The following is a 25,666-nucleotide window of genomic DNA, read 5'->3' as shown; positions in this document are numbered from 1 at the left end:
ACAACATTGCAGCTTCTAGATAAGTTTTTTCGCTAGCCGTACAGTAGTAGTCAAAACAATTTTCGAAATGAAGGTAGCCGATGATTCCTATGGTAAGGAAGCATCGGCTTGTATTATGTATATTGAGTGAGTTCACGTTTCTGGAATAATTGTAATAGCGACAGTCCGAACCGGAGTCTCTATTTCGTCATCTTTACTTTGGCTATTGTAGTATTTAATCATTAATTCGTTAAGTTCGTTTTGAAATTTTCCAAAGTGTTCTTCATCTAGCTTTAATTCTACTACAGAAAAAGTAGCCTTATCTTCTTGACTGTTTTGTTCCTCTAATTTCTTAAGGTAACTTTGATATTGTGTCATAAGTGATAACTGATAATAGGAAATGTAGTTTAACTTTTCATCATCAGATAATCCTTTCCATTCACTTCCTTCAATTTTTGCATCTTCTTCATTGATTGCGTAATATTTTTCAGAAACAGATTTCACCTTTTTTTCTTTAATTACATGGACGATACCAGAATCAACCATAGTTTGTAGCTGTCTATATAGTGTGGCTTGTGGTACATTTTTAATGATTTTTACCATTTCTAATGGTGTTAGCCCATCTTCCTTATTTCTCATTAACACTTGGCAAATTTTCATTCTTACCGGATGCATTAAAATTTCAACTTTATTACTCATTATATCACCTTATGTATTGTTTTTTTATTCTCATTATAAATAATGAGAATAATGATTGCAATCCATCCGTTTTTATTTTATCATTATCAATAATGATAATGAGATTTAAAAGGAGTGATGACAATGAAAATACATTATGGATTGAATGATCTTAAAGACATTGATATTATGGCTTTTCTACCCATTATATTACCAGTTATTGCAGTGGGAGCACTTTTAGTTTTAATTGCATTCATTGATTTATATCGACATAGGAAAACAAGAAAAAATGTACTTGTATGGACGTTAATTATTCTTTTCGTTAATATATTGGGACCTATCTTGTACTTTGTTATAGGGAGAAAGGACAGTGAGAAATTATGAAATTAGAGATTAAAAATGTAACAAAATCATTTAAAGGAAAAATTGCTGTGAATAATTTCTCGATGGAACTGCAAGCAGGGGAATGCGTCGGATTAATTGGACCAAACGGAGCAGGGAAATCCACATTAATAAAAGTAATTTCGGATATTACTAATCCAACTGCTGGTGAAGTTTTATTGAATGGGATAAAAATATCAAAAATGAAAAGTGAAATTGGTTATTTACCTCAATATCCTAATTTTTTTCATTGGATGACAGCGAGAGAAACGCTTACGTTTATGGGCCAACTTTCGGGGTTGAAAAAAGAAGAATTGTCAAAGTCGATTCCAAAAATGTTGGAGAAAGTTGGACTAAAGGAAGAAGAAAATGCAAAGGTTAGTACATTTTCTGGTGGAATGAAACAACGACTTGGTATTGCACAAGCATTATTGCATAAACCTTCGCTTATTGTCATGGATGAACCAGTATCCGCATTAGATCCGATCGGCCGGCGGGAAGTATTGAATCTGATTAAAGAAATAAAAAAAGATACAACCATTTTATTATCAACCCACATCTTAAGCGATGCAGAAGAAATCTGTGAACGATTTGTCATTATAAAAGATGGAACAAAAATAGAAGACACAACGATTACGGAGCTTTTACAACGTAATCGTGAAAATAAATTAATTATTGAAATAACAACTAAAGATCAAAATTGGATTGAAGTTGTAAAGAAATTACCGTATGTGAAGAATGTAGAAGTGGTTGGGCTTAAAATCAAAGTGAAGGTTGAAAGTATCGAAATAAACAAAAATATGTTACTGCAAAATGCACTCGAACATAAAGTGGACATTGTTAAATTTAAAATGAGCAACGATACTTTAGAAGAAATTTTCTTGAAATTGGTGGTGTAAAAATGAATAACTCAATGGTATTGATAAAAAAAGAATATGTTCAAATGTTACGTGATTTTAAGATTATTTGGCTACCAATTGTTTTTATATTTTTAGGTGCAACACAGCCGATAGTAACTCATTATTTGCCATCAATTCTAGAAGCATTAGGTGGAGGCCAGGGAATTACAATTGATCTGAGTATGGCAGCGCAAAAAGGGGGCGAAGTATTAGCGAGTACTTTAGGATCCCAGTTTGATCAGCTTGGACTTATGATTCTAGTGATTTCTATGATGGGTGCAATTCAAACAGATAAAGCTAATGGTATGTTGGCCTTTATTTTAACAAGGCCCGTTACTGTTACTTCATATGTAGGTGGGAAAATAGTGTCAAACTATTTAATGGTAGCGTTTAGTGTAACAATTGGATACGTAGCTTCTTATCTATATGTAAATTTTCTTTTTACTGCCGTTCCATTTGCACACCTAATTACTGGATTACTATTTTATCTAATTTGGGTTCTTTTTATCGTATCTTTCACAACAATGATAAGTGCTATTTTTCACAGTCAAGGTATTATTGCATTAATTTCAATTGTTTTCCTTTTAGCCTGCAGAGTAATCGTCGGTTTGAATCCAATAATGGATCAGCTTAATCCAGCCGGTATGAGTAAGTATGCAATGGAAACGTTAGTCACGGGGGTAGTAAATTCAAACGCAATAATTACTGGATTACTAACTATAGTGTGGATTTTATTGACACTCTTCGTAACGTATTATTGGATTGCTAATAAAAAGTTTCATTATGAATAACCGTGATGAGGGTAGTGGTTTCAAATAAAACAACGCAATAAGAAGAAGCTTCCACTACCGTGGAAGCTTCTCCAAATGATGTGCAATATCAATATACATATTTGAGTAAACCGAATGTATTTCATTACTTGGCGTTGCGTTAGAAGAGAAGTGAGCGATTACCATATTTGCTTTCGGATCGATGTAAAGTGTTTGTCCGTAACTACCTAACACTTCGAAAGCACCTTGTTCATTGTGGGGAATCCACCATTGATTATGATAAGAAATGGAAGCTCCAGGGCCAATTGCAAGTTCACCTTCTTGGACATTTTTTACACTTTCTGTAATAGAAGAAGGGAGAATTTGTTTTCCGTTATATTCCCCATTATTTAATAGTAATTGCCCAAATCTCGCCATATCTCTAGCAGTTGCATTTAATCCAGCACTAGCTTGTTCTACTTTTGATTCATCTGTAACGTAATACGCGTTTTCTTCCATACCAATTTGAGACCAAATTCGTTCACTTACATTTTCAGCTAGTGATTTACTAGTAATAGTTCTAATAATCCAAGCGAGCGTTTCTGTTGATCCGTTATTGTAAGAAAAGGCAGAACCAGGCGGGGCCGTTTCTTCGGCTTCTCGTAACATATCATAAATTTTCATCGGACCGTCGTAATTTTTGCCGCGGGGTAAAATATTGCTAGCTAAATATAATTGTGCATCTTGATTTTCTAGCCCAGGCTGCTCATATCCGTGGGTCGGGTATTCTGCTGACACTTGCATGTCCATTAATTGCTGAAGTGTGGCATTACCGAACGGTGTGTTTTTTAATTCTTTTATGTAAGTGTCAGCTGTTTTCTCTAAATCGATACGATTCTCTTCAGCGAGAGATTGTATAATTGCCCCGGTAAAGACTTTTGCTAATGATGCCATACCATGAGGTTCATTCTGTTTATACCCATTGAAATATCGTTCGTAAACAAGTTGTCCATTATGTACAACGACAAAAGCATCTGTTTTGTTATCGTCTAAAAGTTTTTTTAGAGGAGTTGTATTTCCGAATCTACGCTCCACAGCAAAATCGTCTAAGTTTTGCAATGCGGAAGGGAAGTGAGCAATTTGGTCAGGATTGTTTTTTACGTCATTAACTAAAGTGAATTCTTTCATGTGTGTGTACGACCAACGTAAGTAAGGGTCATTTAACCAGTTTTCTTTTGTCACATTATGTTTTGATGGGGTCGTTTTATTTTGTTTGAAGTAAGTAAACCCAAGCCCTGTAATTACAAATATGAATGTTAGTATAAGTAAGAGTAGGGGAGATTTTTTTAGTTTCATATATGGCCCTCCTTTTTATTTCTACTATAAGTATACGCTCGTCTTGAAAGAAATACAAAATAAGGAAAGTAAACGGGGAAGTTTACTTTCCTTATTAACGTTAAGCGGAAATTTTTCCGTCTGTAGGTTGTTTCTTGAATTTTTGTTTTCGTCCGTGTAATCCATAATATAAAAGTAAAGTGAACGCAACGATAATAGCTGCGATAAAATACATATTATGATAACTGGATTTCGCTGCGACAATACCTAAAATGAAAGAACCAAAACCAATACCACTATCAAAGAATGAGAAATACGTAGCTGTCGCAGAACCACGTCTATGGTTTGGAGCGGCAGAAATCGCAATCGTTTGGAAACTCGGAATTAATGTCCCGTAACCTAAACCGATTAGCATACCTGCGCCAAGGAACCAAAATGAAGTTTGTGCTTGGCTTAATATGAACATTCCGATTGTGAAAATAATGATAGCAGGGTAAACAAGTACATTTTCACCGAAGCGATCAAAAATCTTTCCTGTAAATGGACGAGAAATGACAACGACAAGTGCGTATACAATAAAGAAGTAACTTGCAATTTCACTTAAACCGAGTTCTTTCGCATAAATAGGAATAAAGGATAAAATACCACTATAAGAAAAGGCTAAAACAAATCCTGTAAGTGCAATCGGAATAGAAGATGGTTCGATTAAGTCTTTCCATTTCATTTTTTCACGTTTCTGTTTGCTAACAGGTGCTTCGTGCGGAATATCTACAAGTAGTCCTAATAAAAATGCAAGTAATGAAAATACGGAACAAACGATAAATAACACAGTAAACGAAAAATGAGAAATAATTGTTAAACCTAAAAAAGGACCAATTACCATCGGCAGACTCATAAATACGCCGAAATATGCAAGTGCTTCGCCTCGTCGATGAGCTGGCGCAACATCAGTTACAATCGTACCAGTAGCTGTCGTTGCCATCCCGAACCCAATACCGTGCAAGAAGCGAAGGGCAAGTAATAAGAATAAACTTTGCGCACCGAAATACATAACAGTAGCGGCTAAAAATAATGAAAGTGAAATAAATAATATTTTCTTTCTTCCTAAATCATCGAGCCATTTTCCTGTGAATGGTCTACATAAAACAGAAGAAATAAGAAACACAGTTGCAACTAAACCAATTTCCTCAGGTTTTCCTTTTAGGCCGTCTATTACATAGACAGGCAGAGTAGTCATAAGCATGTAAAATGTTAAGAAGAGAAATAGACTACTAAAACAAGTTCCGAGGAAATCCTTCGTCCAAAGTTTCTCACTTTGCATCGTCATCCCTCCAATTTAATCTAAATTTTTAATAATTTGTTGTAACACTTGAAATGCTTGATGTAAATCATCTTCATTAATACCTTCTAGCGTTTTTTCTTCGAAAGTATCAACTTCTTCTTGCCATACTGGAATCATCTTTATCGCTGTTTCGGATAAAGAAATGAGCTTCTCGCGGCGATCTTTACCTTCTGTACGAATAATCCATCCCATCGTTTCCATACGTGTTAACGTACGAGTCATCGTTGGTGATTCAACATTTAAATACTGGCACAATTCTGTTTGTGAACAAGAACCAGTTTGATTAATGCGGAAAATAACAGCCCATTGCGCACTAAATAACCCTGTTGGAGATACACGTTCATTAAATTTCTTCGTAAACTTCCGAGAAGTCTGGCTGACGATGTGAAAAAAATGTTGTTTTTCGTCCATGTATTTTGATCCTTTCAAATTAGTTACCTAGCTAACTATATACTTTTTTATAATAATTGTCTAGTAATAGACATGTTGATTTATGTAAAAAATTCTTATAGGTTTTATGTTGCGAACGTATATTCTGCGTGCTATTCTTTAATTAAGTAAAGAATTTTCTTTCTATTAAATAGAATGGGGGAACTTGTGATGATTAAGCCTGCAACAATGGAGTTTGTTTCACTATCGAACGGAGAAACGATTGCATATCAGGAAGTTGGAAGGCGAAATACAGATATTCTTGTACTCATTCACGGGAACATGACATCGTCACAACATTGGGATTTAGTTATTGAAAAGTTGCAAGATCAATACCATATTTACGCTCTTGATTTAAGAGGGTTTGGACAATCAACGTATAATCAGTCGATAGATTCATTACAAGACTTTGCAGACGATGTAAAATTATTTATCGACGAGTTAAAGCTAGAGAAATTCTCATTAATGGGCTGGTCAATGGGCGGTGGCGTTGCGATGCAATTTACAGCGAATCACCCAACTTTTGTAGAAAAGTTAATTTTAGTAGAATCAGTAGGAATGAAAGGATACCCAATCTTTAAAAAAGATACGAATGGGCAGCCAATCGTATCAAGTTTAGTAAAGACAAAAGAAGAAATTGCGCAAGATCCAGTACAAATCGCTCCAGTATTAGACGCGATAAAAAATATGAACAAACTATATTACCGTACAGTATGGAATCTATTAATATATACACATAATCAACCTGAACCGGACCGTTATGAAAAGTATTTAGATGATATGTTAACGCAACGTAATTTCGTAGATGTGAATTATGCGCTCATTACATTTAATATTTCGGATGAACATAATGGGGTTGTAGAGGGAAGTAAGCAAATTCATCATATTAAAGCGCCGACACTCGTCATACAAGGTGATAGAGATTATGTCGTACCGCAAGTAGTCGGTGAGGAATTAGCGAAACATTTGCCAAATGCAGAGTTGAAGGTATTAGAAGATTGCGGACACTCACCGTTTATTGATTGTTTAGATGTATTTATAAAACATGTAGAGAATTGGTTAGAACATAAATAATCCCCGAAATGAGAAGTGTTGCATATACTATAACATTTGTATGTATAAGGGGAGATTATCAATGTATAAACCATCCTTAATCGCTTATTCGCCATATAATCATCATATCTATAAAAAAATAATGATAGATCCGATGTATATGCAAGTTTCACCAGCTGTAGTTCCTTTACAAATGCAGCAGCCACTAACAGCTCATATGCAACATTACTTATATGGACCTTCATTTTATGAAAATCCATATTTTAAACACTTTCATTACAATGTGAAAGCGCAAGTTTGGGAAGGATAAGATAACAAGCTAAAAGGTTCATTCTTTTAGCTTGTTTTTTATTGCGAATATTCGTACACGCATTTGAAGAAACAGTTTATAATGAAAAGTGGAAGCGTGAGAAGGAGAGGGACAGAGGATGTCAATGCGTTTTACTTTTTGGATTATGGTTGGGATTGTAGCAATCTCGGGTTTGTCACAAGGAATGCTCTTACCGGCCATTGCAATGATTTTTGAACAAGAAGGGGTTAGTTCAAGTATTAATGGTATTCATGCGACGGCATTGTACATTGGGATATTAGTTATTTCGCCGTTTCTTGAAAAACCGATGCAAAGGTTTGGAATGAAGCCGATTATTGTTATAGGTGGGTTTCTCGTTATTATTTCATTATTCTTTTTTACACAAACATTTTCATTTTGGGTATGGTTTATCCTTAGATTTCTAGTTGGAGTCGGAGATCATATGCTTCATGTCGGAACACAAACATGGATCACGACAACATCAGACCCAAGTAAAATAGGGAGACAAGTATCGATATACGGTGTATTCTTCGGAATTGGTTTTGCTGTTGGTCCGTATTTAGCAAGCACTGTGCAGTACGGTCTTGCAACACCATTTATTATATCTACTATACTTTGTTTAATAGGTTGGCTTTTACTACTTCCAACAAAAAATGCATTCCCAGCGCAAGATGAAAGAGAGGTGAAGAGTGAATCATCATTTTCTCGTTATAAACAAGTTGTTGGATTAGGATGGATTGCACTGCTGGGACCACTTGCATATGGCGTACTTGAAGCAATGCTAAACAGTAACTTACCAGTATACGCACTTCGTAAAGGGTGGTCTGTTTCAGATGTATCCTTCTTATTACCAGCATTTGCAGTTGGGGGTATTATTACACAAATTCCGCTCGGTATATTGAGTGATAAATACGGAAGGGACCGTATATTAACGTGGACGTTTAGCATAAGTACGGGCATTTTTCTACTTGCCGCTGTATTTGATCAATATTACTGGATCGTCTTTGCCTGCATGCTTTTAGCGGGTATGGTTATTGGATCGTGTTTCTCTTTAGGGCTTGGATTTATGACTGATTTATTACCGAGACATTTACTACCGGCAGGTAATATATTATCCGGAATCGCTTTTAGTTTAGGAAGTATTATGGGGCCTGTATTAGGCGGCGTATTTATAGAAAAAATACAGTATACAAGCTTTTTTATTGCGGTTATGATTATAATGGGAATTCTCGCAATGTTATATATGGTCTACATGAAAAATCAATTCGCATCAAGAAAAATAGAAAGTAGGTTAGGGCATGACAAAACAACCTAATAAAAAGAAATTTGAAGTACTTGAAAATGAAACAATTACAGACTGCTTAGCACGTATGGAACAAGAAGGCTACGCTCCGTCTCGTCGTATGGAAGAGCCAATCTTTCATGAAGTAAAGAAAGACGGCAAAACAGTAGTTGAGCCGTGCGGTAGGAAGATTGTTTTTGAAGGGAAATTGAAGTAATCCAATAACAAATTCTCTTTATAGTATAGAGCCATCCAATAGTTGGGTGGCTTGTTTTTTTATTAATCAATGAAGGAAGGAATTAATTAAAATGAATCTTCCTTTCATTTCTCCTAATTGGCTTCTTTATATGGGTCAAAAGATTGCTACTTTTTTTGTATATTGGTAAAATAAGTTCTTGGGTCTTACTTATCGTTATCGGTATAATGTTTGTCGCTTAACGTAAAGAAATTAGTTACAATGATTCCATAATATTTAAAGGGGGTACAGCAACGATCCCCTCTTTTTGGAGCCACTCACAAACGTAAAGCAAGAGAAGAGGCTATATGAACTATTCTTCTATCTTGTTTAGATTAAACGAGTTACTGCAATTGGAACAGGTATATGAAACTAGTCGACATCCTGATGGATCATGTTTTTCTAGCAATCTATCAATTCTGATGGAATTGATAGATTGCTAGAGAATGGAAAATGATTATCTGTATATTCCGAAGCAGATGTAACAGAGTGTCCTTCCATAATTAAGGGTAAAACCAAAATACGTTGTTTTAAAGAATGATTTGTTAGAACTGGTTATAAGTAATAAAACAGAAAAGAGGATCACATGTTAGATACTTTACAGAGAAGTAAAAAGTTTTTTTTATTATGTCTTATTTTTTTAGTGCTTTTAACTGCTTGTGGTAATACAGATGTTAAGACATCTAAAGCTTCATTACCACCGGCTGAATCTAATATAGATACATCATTAAAAGCACCAAATTGGGTAGAGAAGAGTCCTATCCAACAGTCTCCTAATTTTACGGAAGATAAAAAAGTAAAATCGGTTGTGAATTTAATAGCAACGGGTGATAATTTATATCATGACGCAGTAATTAAAGATGGCAAACAAAAAGACGGTTCATATGATTATAACTATATTTATGAAAATATCAAAAAAGCTGTTAAATCAAGTGATCTTGCTATCGTGAACCAGGAGACTCCAATTGCAGGAAATAATCTAAAAGTACAGGGATATCCGACTTTCAATACACCTGAAGAAGTAGGCCAATCTTTAGTGGACACTGGATTCAATATAGTGACTCAAGCGACAAATCATGCTATGGATATGGGTATTAAAGGTGTTGCGAATACAAGAGAATACTGGAAGAAATATCCGGATGTTATCCCAGTAGGCATTAATGAGAGTCAAAACGAGCGTAATGAAATAAAAACGATTACAAAAAATGGTATTCGCTTTGCGTTACTAAATTATACATATGGTACGAATGGAATTAAAATTCCGGCTGATAAGTCTTGGGCTTTAAATTTAATTGATAAAAAAGCGATACAAAATGATGTGGAAAAGGCAAAGAGTAGCTCTGATATGGTGATTGTTATGGTGCATTGGGGAGTAGAATATACATCTACACCTTCAAAGCAACAAAAAGAAGTTGCTCAATATTTAACAGATTTAGGTGTAGATGTAGTAATTGGAAATCATCCACATGTAATTCAACCAATTGAGTGGAAACAAAATAAAGATGGACATGAAACGCTAATCTATTATTCTCTTGGAAATCTTATTTCTGCGCAAGAAAAATTAGAAACATTGGTTGGAGGATTATCTTATGTACAATTTGTTGAGTATGAAGATAAAACTTTTGGTATACGACAAGCGGCAATCGTACCGACAGTAACCGACTACGCTGATGGTAAGAAACAATTTAAAATTCAATTTTTAAAAGATTATTCGGATGAAGAGTCTAAAAAACATGGAATTAAAAAATTTGTCGGCCCCGTTTCTTTGAAGGATTTCAAGGAGATTCCTAGAGACGTGTTGGGAAATTGGTATAAAGACTAATAAACAAAAAGGGAATGAGATACAATTAAAAAATTTATAATTTTAGCATTGGTATTGGCAATGGGATGGAGTCTTGCTGCTTGTAGTGGAAAGCAAACATCTCAGGAAACTACTAATAATAACGATAAAAATAAAAAAGAGATACATGCGAATAAAAAAGATGTTTTACCTATCTCTGATCCTAATGATTGGAGAATTATTCTTGTAAATAGAGAGCATATGTTATCAAAGGAACTAGGAATTGAATTAACAAGTATTACTCAAAATGCTAAGCCGAATATGAAAATAGATAGTAGAATTGCAACTTCCTATCAGGATATGGTAGCAGCTGCAAAAAAAGAGGGAATCAATCTTTATTTAAGATCAGGTTATCGAGCTATAAAATTACAACAAACGTATTATGATGCTTCAGTTAAAAGCTATAAATCGCAAGGTTTGTCGGATAAAGAGGCTAGTGCTAAGGCATTGGAATATCTTCAGTATCCTGGTGCAAGTGAACATCATACTGGATTAGCGTTAGACATTATTTCAGTTGAATGGCAGAATACTGTAGAAGATTTAAATGCAAAATTTGAAACTACCGATGCATTCAAATGGTTAGATAAGAATGCTGCGGAGTATGGATTTACTCTCCGCTATCCGAAAGATAAAGAGAATATTACTGGCATTAAGTATGAGCCATGGCACTATCGTTATGTAGGAAAAGAAGTTGCTGTTTATCTAAAAGAAAAAGGGTTAACCTTAGAAGAATATAATGAAAAAATTAAGTCTGGTAAGTAAAAATACACTTTGATTCTATTAAAAAGTCAGATTTGGAGGGTGTGTTAATCTTCCTCCTAGAATTGCGAAAACTGTGTATGATAATGTAAGCACGTATGAACCAGTTATCGTGTGAAACGATGTATGTATCAAGAAGTTACATTTATAAAAGAAGCAATGAAAAAGGATCTGATATTCATATCAGATCCTTTTTCATTCGCAACATAGAATACTTACTTAACTAAGCCTTAAAGACTGCCTGCTTTTCAGGTACTACAATAGTAACCTCGCTTTTTTATTTTGGATGTTCGTTTTTCTTAGCTTGATAGACATGTGGAAGTAGTTCAAACAATGCGATTAGCATTTTTTTGTTTGCATGATTTGTGCAACCGATGTTCACTATTGCTTTCAGTTCAGTAATAACGAATTCTACAATAGATGACAGAACGTATATTTGGTATAATGGAAATATACTACTTAAAATAATGCACATGAGTTATAAAATTTATGTAAAGAGGTAAGGACTACATAACAATAACTAAATGTAAAAGTTCTAGTACATATAGGGTTCAGTTCATGTTAAGCAAATTCGTTATGAGAAAGGAAAAGATGTAATGAATCAAATTTCATTTGAAGATTTATTTGAAGACGAAAAAGAAAATAAACAAGAAAAGGTAGAGGTAGCCGAGATACCTGCACCTTTATCAGCATTGCAAAAAGATATATTGGAATTAATGGATTCTGAAGAAATAAGTGCACTGGAGTTATGCGAACAATTAATACGATCTGGTAAAATATCAGATGAAAGATTTACAACGAATAAGCCAAAAGCATATGGACAAGTATGCTTAGCATTGGAAGGTTTTGTTACAGAAGGAAAGCTTACTTTTGTTAAAAACGATGAGAAAAGAGATAGGGTGTATAAAGTGAAAGAAGAAATTTCTAACATATAAGTTGTAAAGAGGGAAATGAATGATTTTTAGGGAGGTAGTTCATTTTCTACTTCTACATTAAAAAAGGTGCCAATCTTTCTTGATTGACACCTTTTTTAATAATCTAACATCTAACGTATTTACGTTTGAAACCAACTCTTCCTCTATCGACTTCTTTCTGAATACTTTCGGAAGCATTTAACAAACTGCTTTTTTTATTATCACGTTTTACTTCAACTATACCAACTTCTTTTGCAGTCTCGACTGCTTTTTCGTGTAGTGGCACATATGAAATTGCTACAGTATTTATAAAATTATTCATAGCAGATTTTGTTCGTTCTGGTGCATCATGAATTGTATTTTTTACAATTTCAAGCATATCGGAAATTTTGCTTTCGGCAAATTCATTGTCTTTGCGATTTCCTAAAAGCCAGCAGTAGCAACTCCAGCCCGCTGACATTCGTAGCTCATCCCCACTTGCAATCCATTTATCAGCAACGTCTTGGGCGATAGTTGACTCCGATAAAGTTACTGCTACCACATAATCAGATAGCATATAAAAATATGCCCCGTCCATCCAGCGATCAAAATCAGACTCATTCATAGCTTTTGGATCTGCAATAATGCCTGCAAAGTACATAGCATCGTAGTTACCTGTGGCATAAAGTTCCTCAGCTAACTCTTGATTTACTTTTATTTTCTTAGCGATTGGTTTCATAGCACCTGTAGCTACGCCAAAAACCGGCTCGTGTGCACCGTTAGAGATGTATGTTTTTTTCGTTCTTTCCTTACCAAGGGATTCAAGCTCTTGCATGACTGTTTTAAAATCCATAGCTGTGTACTTCCTTCCTTAATATAAGTAATCATCTAGTTTATATATTTTCAATTCTAATACTAATCTTATGTGAGTAGGATGTCTACTTTCTATAATATTCCCGTATTAATTTTGAAAGCCTAGCTATTCATACTTATGAGGATACTATATTAATGTAAAGGGAGGGACAATACGGATGTAAATAATATTTTATCTTTGGCTCTTTCTCTGTATTATCATGTTATTTTATAATAAGGAAATAAATAGTATTTTAAATTAAGTATGTGAGGTTAGTTATAAATGATAAAGAAATTTACTAGAGTAGTATTAACTATGGTTATGCCAATCAGTCTTATTACAGGTTGTGGAGCTGCTGAAAAAACTGAAGCACAAAAGCCGAAAGTGGTACAAACGGAGAAAAAGGACTATATGGATTACTCATATGGTAGCAAAGGTATATTAGTAAGCGGAAAAGCGAAAGAACGTCAACAATACGAGATTGGATATATGGATGATAACAAGTTAATTGGGATTGACGAAAATATTGAAGACTGCATTATTTTAGATAATAAAGATGAAGCAGGCCTCATTTGGAAACAAATAGAGCGTGGATCTATCATTGAAGTGCAATACGGTAAGGATCGCAATGATATTGTAGGCGTGCAATTCGTAGGAGATCGTGAGCCATACGAAATTAGTGATAAGTTTGATCGAAATACGATAAACGAAATTGTCGGACAAGTTAAAGGTAATTTGTAATAGATGTATTTCGCTAGTATATTGATCTATTATCATGAAATGGCGAATCGTATACATAAAAGTTTGGAATCAACGGCATTTTTTATATGAAAATGCCGTTGATTTATTTTGAAAAATAAATGCTATTCTATAGTCTTGTAGAAAAATATACAAATGAATTATTCTTCTTTTAGTTGTGATGATCGCCGTAAGGTCATTGCCCAAAATAAAAGAGCACAAGCACTAACAGATAAACCTAATATGCAGACTCCATCCCAACCATATTTTGCATACGTATTTGTTGAAAGAATTGCACCTGTTGCACTACCGATAGAATAAAAAATCATGTAACTGGCAGTAAGTCGACTTCTTGCTTCGGGACGCACTGTGAACAGCATACTTTGATTGGTGACATGTACAGCTTGCACCGCTAAATCTAAGAGGATAATGCCGAAAATTAGTAATAATAGAGAGTGTTTAATAGATATAATTAGGAGCCATGAAAGTACTAATAAAGATAAAGCTATGCCAGTTGTTCTTTGTCCTAATCCTTTATCAGCTAATTGTCCAGCTTTAGTAGCAGCTAATGCACCTGCAACTCCAGCAAGGCCGAACGCACCAATAGCTGTATGTGAAAGATTATGTGGTGTAGCACTTAGAGGCAATACTAAAGAAGTCCATAAAATACTGAATGAAGTGAAAATGAGCAATGCTAATATTCCGCGAATGCGTAAGAGTCGTTCTTCTACAAATAATAAAAGTACAGAACGTATTAGCTTCTGGTAAGGTATAGTTGTCATTCTGTTCTGTTCGAGAGTAGGTAAATTACGATATAACAAAACAGTTACGAATAGTATAAGTGTAGCGGAGGTGAGATAAACGGACCGCCATCCAGCTAAATCTGTTAATGCGCCTGCAAATGTACGCGCAAGGAGAATGCCGATTACAACGCCGCTTGTAACGAAACCTACTATACGTCCACGGTCTGCTGGATTCGCTAAAATTGATGCGTATGCGACGAGTGTTTGTGTAACTGTTGCAAGAATTCCTACTAAGGCCATACCTATAAAAAGTACGATGGCTGAGGGAGCGACCCCAATTACAATTAAAGCGATAACGGATAAAAGCATTTGAACAATAATAAGTCTTTTTTGGTTTAATAAGTCACCAAGTGGAACTAATAAAAGTAATCCGATTGCATAACAAACTTGAGTAATAGTAATCACAATACCGATAGTTGAATGACTAATCTTAAATTCATTTGATAAAGAATCAAGTAGTGGATGAGCGAAATATATATTTGCGACCGCCATCCCGCAAGCTATTGCGAATAATAGAGTCATATAGCGGGACATGTTTGCGCTAATAGGTGAATGTAACTGGGGATGATTATGTTTTAGAGTGGTCATCATCTTTTCTTTGTTATTCATAAAATCAGCTCCTTTTTGTATTATTGTAAATAACGTACCGAACGGTATGTTATTTTGTAAGTAAAATATAATCTCGAGTAAATGTATATGTCAAGTTTATTTTGAGTTAATTTCGTTTTCTTTGACACGTCATTTATAATTTAATACGATATATAATATACTGATTGGTACATAAAGTGTTGGTTTATAATCTAAAAATGTAGAGGAAGGGGATATTTTTAAATGGCTCGACTACGCGAATTTGATGAAGAAAAAGCTTTGGATGCTGCTATGCAACTTTTTTGGGAGAAAGGATACGCTGCAACTTCATTAAGTGATCTAACTGCTAAAATGGAAATACAAAAACCGAGTTTATATTCAGCCTTTGGTGATAAAGAGGGTTTATTTGAAGCGGCATTAAGGAGATACACCAACTTACATGCGGCTCGTATACGAACAAAACTTCAAAAAGAACAATCTGTAAAAGAAGCAATTCGGATGTTTTTTGAAAACATGGTGGAAGAGGAATATAAAAAAGAGTTCAGTAAAGGCTGTTTTTGTATTAACACAATGGTTGAGCTTGCTCCTCATAATGAAAGGTTTGAAGTACTGACTAGAGAACATCAAATGTATCTTGCAGTTATTTTTCAAGAATTAATTATGAAGGGAATTCGATCAGGAGAACTACAAAGTGATTTGAACGCAAAAGCATTAGCGCAAACATTAGTCACGTCCCTAATTGGATTAACAGTGTTAATGAAATCACGCCCAGAACGTTCCGTTATAGATAATTCGGTATCTATAATAGTATCTTTAGTAAAATAATTTTAGAGTGGGATGTTAATCAGTAAATTAAATAGTAAGAAAGTCGATTCCTTATTAAAATAAGAAATCGACTTGTTATAATTATATATTGTGTAAGTTGTCTTTCTAAAAATTATAGCTATTATCAATAACTTCTTTTAATTTGAAATAATTTTCCCAAGTATCTTCTAGTTCTTCAAAATAAATGCTATCCGCTGGTGATTGTATACACTCTTGCTGTGGAAAGTTATATATGTTTGTATTTATAGCAAAATTGTAAAGTTTCTTCTTAGTGAAGAATTAGTACAGGGTATTATAATCTATTTTTGAGAAGTAGAAATTTGATAGGGGAATTCAATAGTATATAATGTGAAAGAAATAACATTTACTATAGCTATTAAAGTGTGGATTGTTGAAAATGCTTTTGACGGTATTGGTAATTAGTTGTAAAATAATTTTTGTTGACGGATTTTGTAAAAAATATGTTAGATGAAATTCATTTGTAGGGATGACATATAAATATTTTCTTAACGGGCATAAAATAATATAATTTAAATATATAAATAAAAAGAAAATATATTAGAAGTACATAGTAGATTTGTATTTTTAAAATTAATGTGACAACAAAAGGAGGTTGAGATATATACACGGCGAGAATGTGTGTATATCTATTTATAATAATGAATAAGACAATCAAACAACAAGTAATCGCACTATCAACAAGTCTAGTGATTTTAGGGAGTGTACCTTTATCAGCATCAGCAGAAGAGATAAACAAATCTCAAACTGATCAACTAAATATTGCTGAAGGAGAACATGGAACGAGCGGATTAAATTATTCTAATTTCAAGTTGGAAGTTCCTGATCATGTACAAATTAACGAAGCAGAAGTATCTGAAAATGAAAAAATGCTTTTAGAAGAATATAAGCATAAACATGATGAAACAGAAGAATTAAACAAAATGCAAGATGCTAAGAAGGGACAAGTAGCAGAAAAGGAAGCTATTTCAAACATTGAAAAGGCATTTGAATCTGTAGATGGTCGAAATGATGGATCTGATCGTCAAATGAAACCTGTTGCAAAGCCAAGAGGTATTCAATATAGTGCACAGAGTACGAAGAAATATGGAACACTTGCAGGAGTTCCATTTGTGGAGTGGATTGTTCCAGCAGGAAATCCTGATATTCGTCCTGCAAATCCGATGAAAGCACGTTACATTACAATTCATGAGACCGCAAATACAGCCGCTGGTGCTAATGCTGAAAATCATGCAAAATATTTATACAAGCAAGCAACTGAAGGCACTTTCCGAACAGCTTCATGGCATTTTACTGTAGATGATAAACAAATTTATCAACACTTACCAACAAACGAAAATGGTTGGCATGCAGGAGATGGAGATGGTTCAGGAAACAGGGAGTCTATCGGTATCGAGATTGCGGTTAACCAAGACGGTGATTACAATAAAGCGTTAGAAAATGCAAAACGACTTGCAGGTTATTTAATGAACAAAGAAGGAATTGGTGCAGATCATATTTACAAGCATCAACAATGGAGCGGGAAAAAATGTCCTGACATTTTAATTTCACGTGGTAATTGGGCTGGTTTCGTACAAGGAATTCAGTGGTATGCAAATATAAATGCGCAGATTGATACGCCTTTACAAGATAAAAATGACTCATTTAATCCAAATGAAAATAATCCAGCTGAACCTAGCATGGAACTAGTGGTAAATGGTAGTGGCATCAATGTACGTAGTGATGCGGGTATTGAACATCGTGTTGTACGTAAAGCTTCAAACGGAGATCGATACAAAGTATTAGCGGTTAAAAATGGTTGGTATAAAGTAGGTAATGGAGAATGGATTTTCTATGACCCAAGTTGGATTAAAATTAACTACAATGTACCAAAGGAAGAAGTACAAAAACCAAAAGATGATATTACAGGTGGCTGGTTTGAAGGGCATATTCGTAAATTAAACAGTCTAGGTATTATGCAAGGCGAAGGTAATGGTGTATTTGCGCCATATCGAAATGTAACGAGAGCGGAGTTTGCGAAATTAATCTCGAATGCTCTTAAACTACCAGAGGGAAATAAGTCATTTGTAGATATTAATGAGGCACATCCATCACTTCATGACGGTATTAAACGTTGTGCAAGTGCAGGAATTATTAATGGTCGTGGTGAAGGAATTTTTGATCCTAACTCACCAATTACTCGTGAAGAAGTATCTATTATGATTGACAAAGCATTACGATATAAAGGAATTACAGGTGAGTTAGTAGCATTACCATTTACAGATAAGCATTTAATAACATACAAAGAATCGGTTCAACGATTATACAGTCTAAAGGTAGTTAATGGTATTGGAAATAATGAGTTTGATCCTCGAGGCACAGCAACTCGTGGTCAGGCAGCTGCCTTTATTGTGAAGATGTTAGATTCAATGCAAAAATAAAAGGAAACTTTAATCAGTGAGGGCCACTCGCACTGCAATCGAGCAGTTTATTCACCGAATTTTGAAATGAGAGTTTTACTGCCCGCAAATAGCAGAATAAATTGTATGTAGAAGCTGAAATTGATAGAAGTAAAAAATAAGAAGAATTTGAAAGGAGCTATCCAAAATAATAATTTGGAATAGCTCCTATTTAGTAGGAAGAACAAATTGTATTTGATAGATTGTAATGTGGAATGCCCTTCCAAGCCCCTCATAAGCCCCTACCAAGTAATAAATCACTAAGAAAAAACAAAAACAAAAACAACTACAAGAACAAAACAAGCGCGAAAAAATGAAACCGGCGTTGTAGTAGTAAAAAAATTGTAATTCGAATGCCAAAACCATTCCCGCAGTCCTATCTTTATAATGAAGGATTAAAATTTTCCTATTTACTAGCAAAGAGTGGAGGGAAACATATGGCAGTATACCGTAATGTGCAGGTGAACTTTTGGCAAGATGAATTCATATTAGACTTAACGCCAGAGGAGCGTTATTTTTACATATATTTGTTAACTGGTACGAAAACGAAGCAATGTGGAATTTACGTATTACCGAAGCGTGTGGCAGAGCTTGAAACAGGCTACAGTATGGAGACTGTTGAGAAGTTGCTAAACAGGTTTGTTGAGTATGGAAAGATTTTATATGATACGGAAACGAAAGAGGTATTCATAATAAACTGGTTACACTATAACCCTATTTCAAATATGAATGTAGAGAAGTGCGTATTACGTGAGTTAAAGACTATAAAAAGTAATGAGTTCATACATATATTTTTACGTAAATGTCTTGAAGAAGAATACAAGATTCCATTATTATTGCAGCATTTTGGTATGCCAAAAGAAGCGGATAATAGTAGTTCACAAGTAGTTATTGAAGAAAAAGAAGAAGCGGAAGAGGTGGAAACCATAGAAGAGGACGTTCCAAATAGTGAAGTTTATAAGTTTTATGAACAAAATATTAGTAGTTTATCCCCATATATTGTGAAGGAATTGAAGAATTGGATACAAAGGCTTTCTGGAGAGAAAGTCTTAGAGGCACTTAAAATTGCGTTTGAAAATAATAAGAAAACGTTAGCTTATGTGAAGGGGATTTTGAGGAATTGGTGTAGCAAAAAGTTAAAGGATTTTAGTGGGGAGAAGTGTGTAATGGGAAGTTTAGAGAGAAGGAAATGTATGTTGAGTAGTGTATTTTAATTTACATTAATTTAATGTAGAATGTACGTTCGTTTTTGTGGGTTTTATGCTATACTACCATTAAATAAGGGTATTTTTATAATAGATAAAAAGATGCGGGGGGTACAAAGTTTGACTACTAGTACATCTGAGTTGTTTCAATATATTAATATGACAGAAGAACAGGAACAATTATCACTACGATATTTACAGACAAAAGAAGAAGAGATTTTAAAAGATATTGAACTAACGACGATTCGTGATCAAAAAAGAAGCGATTTTGCGGAGCGATTTATAAACGATTTTAGGAAAGTGCATAAACAAGATCCGGATTTTTTTCGATTATTTTACCATATACTCGAGGAGCAATTATTAAATGTTCTTGTAGTCCGTTTTGCGCATGTCAGTTTTTCTAAAATGAAGATTTATTTAGAAAAAAGTGCACTTCCTTTGGACAAACTTGTAGCAATCGCATGTAAATATTTATCCAGTATTTCAAGTTATGTAAATGAAGCAGATGTTTTTCTTAGAGAGTTAACAAAAGAGAATCCGAACTATATAGAGGGACAATTACATACTTTACCAACTAAGCAGCAAGTAACATTACTTTTCGTAATGTTTGATGTAGATTATGAAAAGTTTCGTACATATAGTTCTTTATTGAATGAGAGGTTAGGAGAACATACAGAATTTATATTGAAACTGCTAGGGGAAAAGGAAAAGGTTGAAGCGGTTAAACGGTATTTAAAAGGTGAAGATGATAGTGAAGTATTTATAGGTGGGAATTTACCGGAACATATTTGGCGGCTATTATTTTGTGTTCATAAACATTCGAATGTTGCGAGGCGATATATTGAAATATTGGCGAAGAAAAATGTTTGGGGTTTTATAAACTATGCAACACGTTATATGTGTCACACTCTTGGTCAGTCTCAAAACCACAAAAAAACTGGTAGTGTAAATAGAGAAACGTATGAAGAAATTCAAAGTTTTTGTACACAGTTTTGGATTTCTAAGGAAAGATTTTTTGCGCATCGTCTAAGGCAACATGATTTGAATAGTGAGGATTTTTGTAAGACGTATGAATATGAATTGCTATGCTTTATGTTGGAGGAAAATCCTGAATTTATTCAACAAACTATGCAATATGTAAGTAAAATGAATTATCTCATCATCGCACGAACGCTAGCCGAAAAAGGATATGAGCTAAATAGAGGGAAAATGCGAGAAGAATTTTTTGTTGCTGCTTTGCAAATTAAATTGTCTACATTGCGGGATACATATTGTGATTATTTACTAGGGAAGTTGTCACTTGAGGATATGAAGCAAATACTTAAAAATCCGAAATATAGAAATATGTATTGGGGTATGCCGGTGTTAGAGGTTGCGCTTCTTTGGGATATAGATGATGTAGCGAAAAGGGAAGCTGTACTTACACTACAGTTTGGAGATAATGATAGTGTTAATTTATACGAACTTCTTTACGAATGTTCTGTCAGAGGAGTAGAGCCGAAACAAGTATTAGAAGATCTGCTTTCGTATGGGTTAAGTAAGGAAAAACTTATCGCTTATGCAGTTGAAGAAGCTGCATGCTACAGTGAAGAGAGAAATAAGGCGAAGGAAGCGCTTGTTTGTGTAATTGTAAAAGAACAAGCATATATAATTGAACGGTTTGATGAGTATTCTGCTATGGCAAAAGCATATATTTTAGAAGAGTTAGCAAAGGATAACATGGTTAAAATGCGTCCGATTTTAATTAAAAGCTTAGGAGATTCATCTAAAAAAATGCGTGAGTCTGTAGTTAAACTGCTTTCAAAAGATGTAGAAGCTGCAGCAGATGTAGCAGTTGAACTTCATAATAAAAAGAAGATTGTTCGTGAAAATGTGATGAAAATACTAATAGAGTATAAGCTTGAAAAATATACGAAACTTGTACAGGAAGCTTTGCAAGAAAGTAAAAATGAATCTTTCGCAGGAAAATTCTCGTTTTTATTTCAAGCGGAGGAAGAAAAGATCGAAGAACTATGTGCACGTATTTTAACGGAACAAACAAGAAATTCACTTCTGCAATTGATTGGGGATGAGCCACAAATCAGTTTACGTGACTCTAATGAAATTGCTGATGCTGCAATTCCGTTAGCCTATTTACAACAGTATATTTCAGATGCTGTTATTGAGAAGAAAGAAACGGCAGAAGTAATTGGTAGAGCTTTAAATGAAGAGGACTTAAAAGAATATGTGCAAACAATATATCAAATATGGATTTCTCAAGACGCAGATGTGAAGAAGCGTGGAATTCTTTCGTTATACGGAATGTATAGTGACGACAAAATGGTCGACATACTTATAAAGCAAATTGATGAATGGGTGCTTCAAATGAGAGGAAAGATAGCAGCGGATGCCGTTCGTGCTTTAGGTTTGTCTTCATCTAAGCTTGCACTTATGTCTATTCATGCAATAGCATTTAAATATAAACATAAGCAAGTACGTAATGCAGCAAAAGAAGCGCTAAGTCTTGCTGCGAAAACACGTGGTATAACAGAGGAAGAGCTGGAAGATCAATTGGTGCCAGACCTTGGCTTTACTATACATGGTGAAAAGATAATTGATTTCGGGAATCGAAGTTTTACTGTCATTTTAACTACAGAGTCAAAAATTGAATTAGAGACAGAGGAAGGAAAACGTATGAAGTCACTTCCAAAGCCGAATGCAAAAGATGATGTAGAAAAGGCTGAAGAGGCTAAAAAAGAATTAGCCTCTTTAAAGAAGGAACTCCGAACTACTCTTTCAATGCAAAAACAACGATTAGAAGCGGCACTTTCGTTAAAGCGTTATTGGTCACATAATGCATGGAAGTCTGTATTTATGGATAATCCAATTATGAAGCAATTTTCTATTTCACTCATTTGGGGTGAGTATAAGGAAGGGAAGTTGCTGAACACATTCCGTTATGCAGAAGGTGGCGTGTTCTGTACAATTGACGGGAAGAGTTATGAACTTTCATTTGGCACTGTTATTGGTTTCGTTCATCCGTTAGAATTGTCTGGGGCGGAGAAGGAATTATGGAAAGAGCAATTAGAAAGTGCGGGAATTGTTCAGCCGTTCCTACAAATTGAGCGTCCAGTGTTTGTAGTAGAAGAGAATGATGAGAGTGCTATTGAGAGATTTGGTGGTATTTTACTAAATGGTCGTTCGTTATTCGGTAAGATGACGAAGCTTGGATGGATCCGTGGATCTGTTCAAGATGGCGGTGTGTATTATACATTTTACAAAGAAGATACTTGTAACGGATTAGGAGCGCAATTGTCATTTAGCGGAGCGCCGATTGGTTATGAAGATGAAGAAGATGTATGTGTATTTGACATTCAATTTTATAAAGCAGGTACGGTAAATCGTGGTTCATATGAATACGATGAAATTGATGATGAAAGACGCATTGTACCAAAAGAAGTAGATAAACGCTTCTTTAGTGAAATGTTATATGATGTGCAAGTAGCGACAGGTGCAAATCTTGGGCATAATGAAAGTTGGCGTAGCAAACGATAAGAAAGACCCCCTTCATTGGTAGGAAAATGAAGGGGGTTTTTTAATGTTTTTAAAAGGTTCATTCTCAAAAAGAAGCGAATAGTGTGAGAAAGGGGTGGTTATATGGAGGTAGTTATAAAGAAGAAACGAAAAAGGGGAAGAAGAATTTTTATTTGGGCTAGTAGTATCGTTCTCTTGTTAGTTATTTCCGCTGCGATTTTTTTGAATATATATACGCTGAAATCTATGCCAAAGATAGATGGAACGATAAAGCTAGAGGATTTACAACACGCTGTTACGGTGAAGCGGGATAGTAAAGGTGTCCCGCATATTAAATCGGAAAATGCACATGATTTATATTTTTCACAAGGATATGTACAAGCGCAAGATCGTTTGTTTCAAATGGATTTAAGTAGAAGACAAGCGTCTGGTATGTTAAGTGAAGTTGTTGGGGAAGCAGCTGTTGACCGAGATAAATTGTTTCGAACACTCGGTTTACGGCGAGCTGCAGAAGCTTCAGTTAGTCAATATGATGGAGAAGCAAAATATGCCCTGCAGTCATTTGCTGATGGGGTGAACGCTTTTATACGTGAGGCAAAAGTGGAAAAGAAATTGCCGGTTGAGTTTACTATATTAGGTTATGAGCCTTCTGAATGGTCAATCGTGGATTCTTTAACAATTGGAAAGTATATGGCGTTTGACTTAGGAGGACATTGGCATGGACAGGCGTTTCGATATTGGGCGCTGAAAAACCTTCCGAAAGAGCAAGCAAATGAGCTATTTCCTAAATATCCGAAAGATGCTCCTAGATTGCTAGCTGAACTGAAAAATACAAATGTGGACGTAGCGCAAAGTTTTTCAAAAACGATAATTCCCCCGGAGTTTAACGGTAGTAATAACTGGGTTGTGAGCGGTGAGAAGAGTGCGTCAGGTAAGCCGATTTTAGCAGATGACCCTCATTTATCCCTTGCGACACCTTCTATATGGTATCAAACGAGACTTGAAATGAAAGATTTAAATGTGAGTGGCGTTATTTTCGCTGGAGTACCAGGTGTTATATTAGGACACAATGACAAAATAGCATGGGGTGTTACGAATACAGGGCCTGATGTGCAAGATTTATATATTGAGAAGAGAAATCCTAATAATGAAAATGAATTTCTGTATAACGATAAATGGGAAAAAGCTACCGTTGTAGACGAGTCGATTAAAGTAAAAGGCGGGAAGACAATTCCTTATAACGTTACGATTACGAGGCATGGGCCAGTAATTTCAGAGTTTGCGGATAAGGGGAAGGAGAAAACGAAAACAGTATTCTCTTTAAAGTGGACAGCTTTAGAACCGTCAGCTGAGTTAAAAGCTGTATTAAATATGAACAAAGCAAAAGACTGGAATGAGTTTGAAACCGCTCTTCAAGATTTTCATACACCAACCCAAAACTTTGTGTTTGCATCAAACGACGGCACAATTGCTTATAAAGCGAATGGAAATATACCAGTGCGTAAAAAAGGTGATGGTAGCTTACCTGTTCCAGGATGGACAGATGAATATGAATGGGAAGGGTATATCCCGTTTGATCAACTTCCAAAAGTAATTAATCCAAAACAAGGGTTTATTTCAACTGCGAATAATAAAATTGTTGATGATGATTATCCGTATCATATTAGCAATACGTGGGCGCAGCCATATAGGCAAATGCGTATTCAAGAATTTTTGCAAGAGAAGGAAAAGTATACGGTGAAAGATTTAGAAGAGTTACAGATGGATCAAAAGAATTTATATGGGAAAGAGTTTACTCCTATATTTTTAAAAGAGTTAAATAAAGCATCTTTAAATGAGGTAGAGAAAGAAGGCGTAGACCAATTAACAAAGTGGAATTTTTATGATAGTAAAGATGAAGCGGCACCACTAATTTTTCATTTATTAATGAAAGAGATTTCTAATACGTTATTTTCAAAAGAAATACCGAAAGGTGTGATGGAGTTATTTGAAGGGAAGTCACAAGTTGTTGATGAATTGATTCGAAAAGAAGTAGCGGGAGAAAATAGCGCTTGGTTTACGAAGTACGGAGGTTTCACAAAAGTTGTGCATACATCGTACGAGAATGTAATGAAGAAATTGCAGAAGGGATATGGACCCGATGTTGGGGGCTGGAAGTGGGGCGATTATCATCAACTTGCTTTTACACATCCAATTTCGAAATCATCTAGTATGTTAGCATTACTAGCTTTTAATCGTGAGAAACCAGTTCCGATTGGCGGAAGTCAAGTTACCGTTCAAGCAGCGAGTTACGGCGAGAACGGCATTGTAAATCACGGAGCGTCTTGGAGATTCATTATTGATACGAAAGATATGTCAAACGGTTATCATATCGTAGGGCCAGGACAGTCGGGACATTTTAGAAGTGATTGGTATCATGATCAAATAGATGATTGGGTAAATGGCACGTATCATACGACTACATTGAATACGGAGGGGATAGAGGGTAAGGTATTAAATTTAGAGCCGAAGTGATAGGGTG

General features: G+C 34.9%; 22 protein-coding genes. 16 read left to right on the top strand and 6 right to left on the bottom strand.

Annotation, left to right across the window (positions count from 1 at the left end):
- Window positions 1-132: 132 nt before the first annotated feature.
- Complete coding sequence (locus tag ACS2FK_RS14155) at window positions 133-678, bottom strand: transcriptional regulator (RefSeq protein WP_063547979.1); 546 nt, start codon at window positions 676-678, stop codon at window positions 133-135.
- Window positions 679-801: 123 nt separating this feature from the next.
- On the opposite strand from ACS2FK_RS14155, the gene ACS2FK_RS14150 reads away from it, so the two are divergent.
- Genes ACS2FK_RS14150 through ACS2FK_RS14140 form a run of 3 tightly spaced genes read left to right on the top strand, consistent with a single transcriptional unit; the run spans window position 802 to window position 2,728 of the window.
- Window positions 802-1,041, top strand: coding sequence for a PLD nuclease N-terminal domain-containing protein (locus tag ACS2FK_RS14150; RefSeq protein ID WP_000690914.1), 240 nt, complete (start codon window positions 802-804; stop codon window positions 1,039-1,041).
- A complete protein-coding gene (locus tag ACS2FK_RS14145) occupies window positions 1,038-1,937 on the top strand; it encodes an ABC transporter ATP-binding protein (RefSeq protein ID WP_063547977.1) in 900 nt (299 codons plus the stop codon). Before ACS2FK_RS14150 ends, ACS2FK_RS14145 begins: the two co-directional genes overlap by 4 nt.
- A gap of 2 nt (window positions 1,938-1,939) precedes the next feature.
- Window positions 1,940-2,728: an ABC transporter permease subunit gene (locus ACS2FK_RS14140; protein WP_063547975.1), complete on the top strand. Its 789-nt coding sequence runs from the start codon at window positions 1,940-1,942 to the stop codon at window positions 2,726-2,728.
- A 54-nt stretch (window positions 2,729-2,782) separates the two neighbouring features.
- Here ACS2FK_RS14140 and ACS2FK_RS14135 read toward each other — a convergent pair whose 3' ends face one another.
- From ACS2FK_RS14135 to ACS2FK_RS14125, 3 genes are all read right to left on the bottom strand, one after another.
- Window positions 2,783-4,042, bottom strand: a complete 1,260-nt coding sequence (locus ACS2FK_RS14135) for a serine hydrolase domain-containing protein (protein WP_063547974.1) — start codon at window positions 4,040-4,042, stop codon at window positions 2,783-2,785.
- A gap of 100 nt (window positions 4,043-4,142) precedes the next feature.
- A complete protein-coding gene (locus ACS2FK_RS14130; protein ID WP_001190320.1) occupies window positions 4,143-5,342 on the bottom strand; it encodes an MFS transporter in 1,200 nt (399 codons plus the stop codon).
- A gap of 15 nt (window positions 5,343-5,357) precedes the next feature.
- Complete coding sequence (locus ACS2FK_RS14125) at window positions 5,358-5,774, bottom strand: MarR family winged helix-turn-helix transcriptional regulator (protein ID WP_063547972.1); 417 nt, start codon at window positions 5,772-5,774, stop codon at window positions 5,358-5,360.
- 189 nt (window positions 5,775-5,963) lie between these two features.
- Here ACS2FK_RS14125 and phaZ point away from each other — a divergent pair, with 189 nt between their 5' ends.
- The 7 genes from phaZ (at window position 5,964) to ACS2FK_RS14090 (ending at window position 12,206) form a co-directional block, all read left to right on the top strand.
- The gene (phaZ, locus tag ACS2FK_RS14120) at window positions 5,964-6,866 is read left to right on the top strand and encodes an intracellular short-chain-length polyhydroxyalkanoate depolymerase (protein ID WP_063547970.1); all 903 of its coding nucleotides are present in this window, start codon (window positions 5,964-5,966) and stop codon (window positions 6,864-6,866) included.
- 61 nt (window positions 6,867-6,927) lie between these two features.
- Window positions 6,928-7,155 (top strand): hypothetical protein, encoded by a 228-nt coding sequence (locus ACS2FK_RS14115; protein WP_063547968.1) that lies wholly within the window; start codon window positions 6,928-6,930, stop codon window positions 7,153-7,155.
- Window positions 7,156-7,273: 118 nt separating this feature from the next.
- Window positions 7,274-8,470, top strand: coding sequence for an MFS transporter (locus ACS2FK_RS14110; protein WP_000062798.1), 1,197 nt, complete (start codon window positions 7,274-7,276; stop codon window positions 8,468-8,470).
- Entirely contained in the window at window positions 8,454-8,654 is a 201-nt protein-coding gene (locus tag ACS2FK_RS14105; RefSeq protein WP_000166303.1) for an NETI motif-containing protein, read from the top strand. Before ACS2FK_RS14110 ends, ACS2FK_RS14105 begins: the two co-directional genes overlap by 17 nt.
- A 604-nt stretch (window positions 8,655-9,258) precedes the next feature.
- The gene (locus tag ACS2FK_RS14100) at window positions 9,259-10,494 is read left to right on the top strand and encodes a CapA family protein (RefSeq protein WP_063547966.1); all 1,236 of its coding nucleotides are present in this window, start codon (window positions 9,259-9,261) and stop codon (window positions 10,492-10,494) included.
- A 48-nt stretch (window positions 10,495-10,542) separates the two neighbouring features.
- Complete coding sequence (locus ACS2FK_RS14095) at window positions 10,543-11,274, top strand: M15 family metallopeptidase (protein WP_000241993.1); 732 nt, start codon at window positions 10,543-10,545, stop codon at window positions 11,272-11,274.
- 593 nt (window positions 11,275-11,867) lie between these two features.
- A complete protein-coding gene (locus ACS2FK_RS14090) occupies window positions 11,868-12,206 on the top strand; it encodes a DUF3895 domain-containing protein (protein ID WP_063547964.1) in 339 nt (112 codons plus the stop codon).
- A 103-nt stretch (window positions 12,207-12,309) separates the two neighbouring features.
- On the opposite strand, the gene ACS2FK_RS14085 is transcribed toward ACS2FK_RS14090, so the two are convergent.
- A complete protein-coding gene (locus tag ACS2FK_RS14085; protein ID WP_063547962.1) occupies window positions 12,310-13,017 on the bottom strand; it encodes a DNA alkylation repair protein in 708 nt (235 codons plus the stop codon).
- A 282-nt stretch (window positions 13,018-13,299) separates the two neighbouring features.
- Between ACS2FK_RS14085 and ACS2FK_RS14080 the strand changes: the two genes are divergently transcribed.
- Complete coding sequence (locus tag ACS2FK_RS14080; RefSeq protein ID WP_063547960.1) at window positions 13,300-13,758, top strand: hypothetical protein; 459 nt, start codon at window positions 13,300-13,302, stop codon at window positions 13,756-13,758.
- Between the two features lie 158 nt (window positions 13,759-13,916).
- On the opposite strand, the gene ACS2FK_RS14075 is transcribed toward ACS2FK_RS14080, so the two are convergent.
- Window positions 13,917-15,167 (bottom strand): MFS transporter, encoded by a 1,251-nt coding sequence (locus tag ACS2FK_RS14075; RefSeq protein WP_063547958.1) that lies wholly within the window; start codon window positions 15,165-15,167, stop codon window positions 13,917-13,919.
- 222 nt (window positions 15,168-15,389) lie between these two features.
- On the opposite strand from ACS2FK_RS14075, the gene ACS2FK_RS14070 reads away from it, so the two are divergent.
- The 5 genes from ACS2FK_RS14070 to ACS2FK_RS14050 all read left to right on the top strand — a co-directional run bounded on the left by ACS2FK_RS14070 (window position 15,390) and on the right by ACS2FK_RS14050 (window position 25,659).
- Window positions 15,390-15,971, top strand: coding sequence for a TetR/AcrR family transcriptional regulator (locus ACS2FK_RS14070; protein ID WP_063547956.1), 582 nt, complete (start codon window positions 15,390-15,392; stop codon window positions 15,969-15,971).
- 659 nt (window positions 15,972-16,630) lie between these two features.
- Complete coding sequence (locus ACS2FK_RS14065) at window positions 16,631-18,409, top strand: S-layer homology domain-containing protein (RefSeq protein WP_063549340.1); 1,779 nt, start codon at window positions 16,631-16,633, stop codon at window positions 18,407-18,409.
- Window positions 18,410-18,864: 455 nt separating this feature from the next.
- Window positions 18,865-19,641 carry a DnaD domain-containing protein gene (locus tag ACS2FK_RS14060; RefSeq protein ID WP_063547954.1) on the top strand — a complete coding sequence of 259 codons (777 nt, stop codon included), beginning with the start codon at window positions 18,865-18,867 and terminating at the stop codon, window positions 19,639-19,641.
- 111 nt (window positions 19,642-19,752) lie between these two features.
- Window positions 19,753-23,166 carry a DUF4132 domain-containing protein gene (locus ACS2FK_RS14055; protein ID WP_063547952.1) on the top strand — a complete coding sequence of 1,138 codons (3,414 nt, stop codon included), beginning with the start codon at window positions 19,753-19,755 and terminating at the stop codon, window positions 23,164-23,166.
- A gap of 102 nt (window positions 23,167-23,268) precedes the next feature.
- Complete coding sequence (locus ACS2FK_RS14050) at window positions 23,269-25,659, top strand: penicillin acylase family protein (RefSeq protein ID WP_063547950.1); 2,391 nt, start codon at window positions 23,269-23,271, stop codon at window positions 25,657-25,659.
- Window positions 25,660-25,666: the final 7 nt, after the last annotated feature.

The sequence above is a fragment of the Bacillus cereus group sp. BceL220 genome (assembly GCF_051776965.1).
GTDB lineage: Bacteria > Bacillota > Bacilli > Bacillales > Bacillaceae_G > Bacillus_A > Bacillus_A cereus.
The sequence above is the reverse complement of the archived record's forward strand: the minus strand, read 5'-3'. Positions and strand labels throughout refer to the sequence as shown.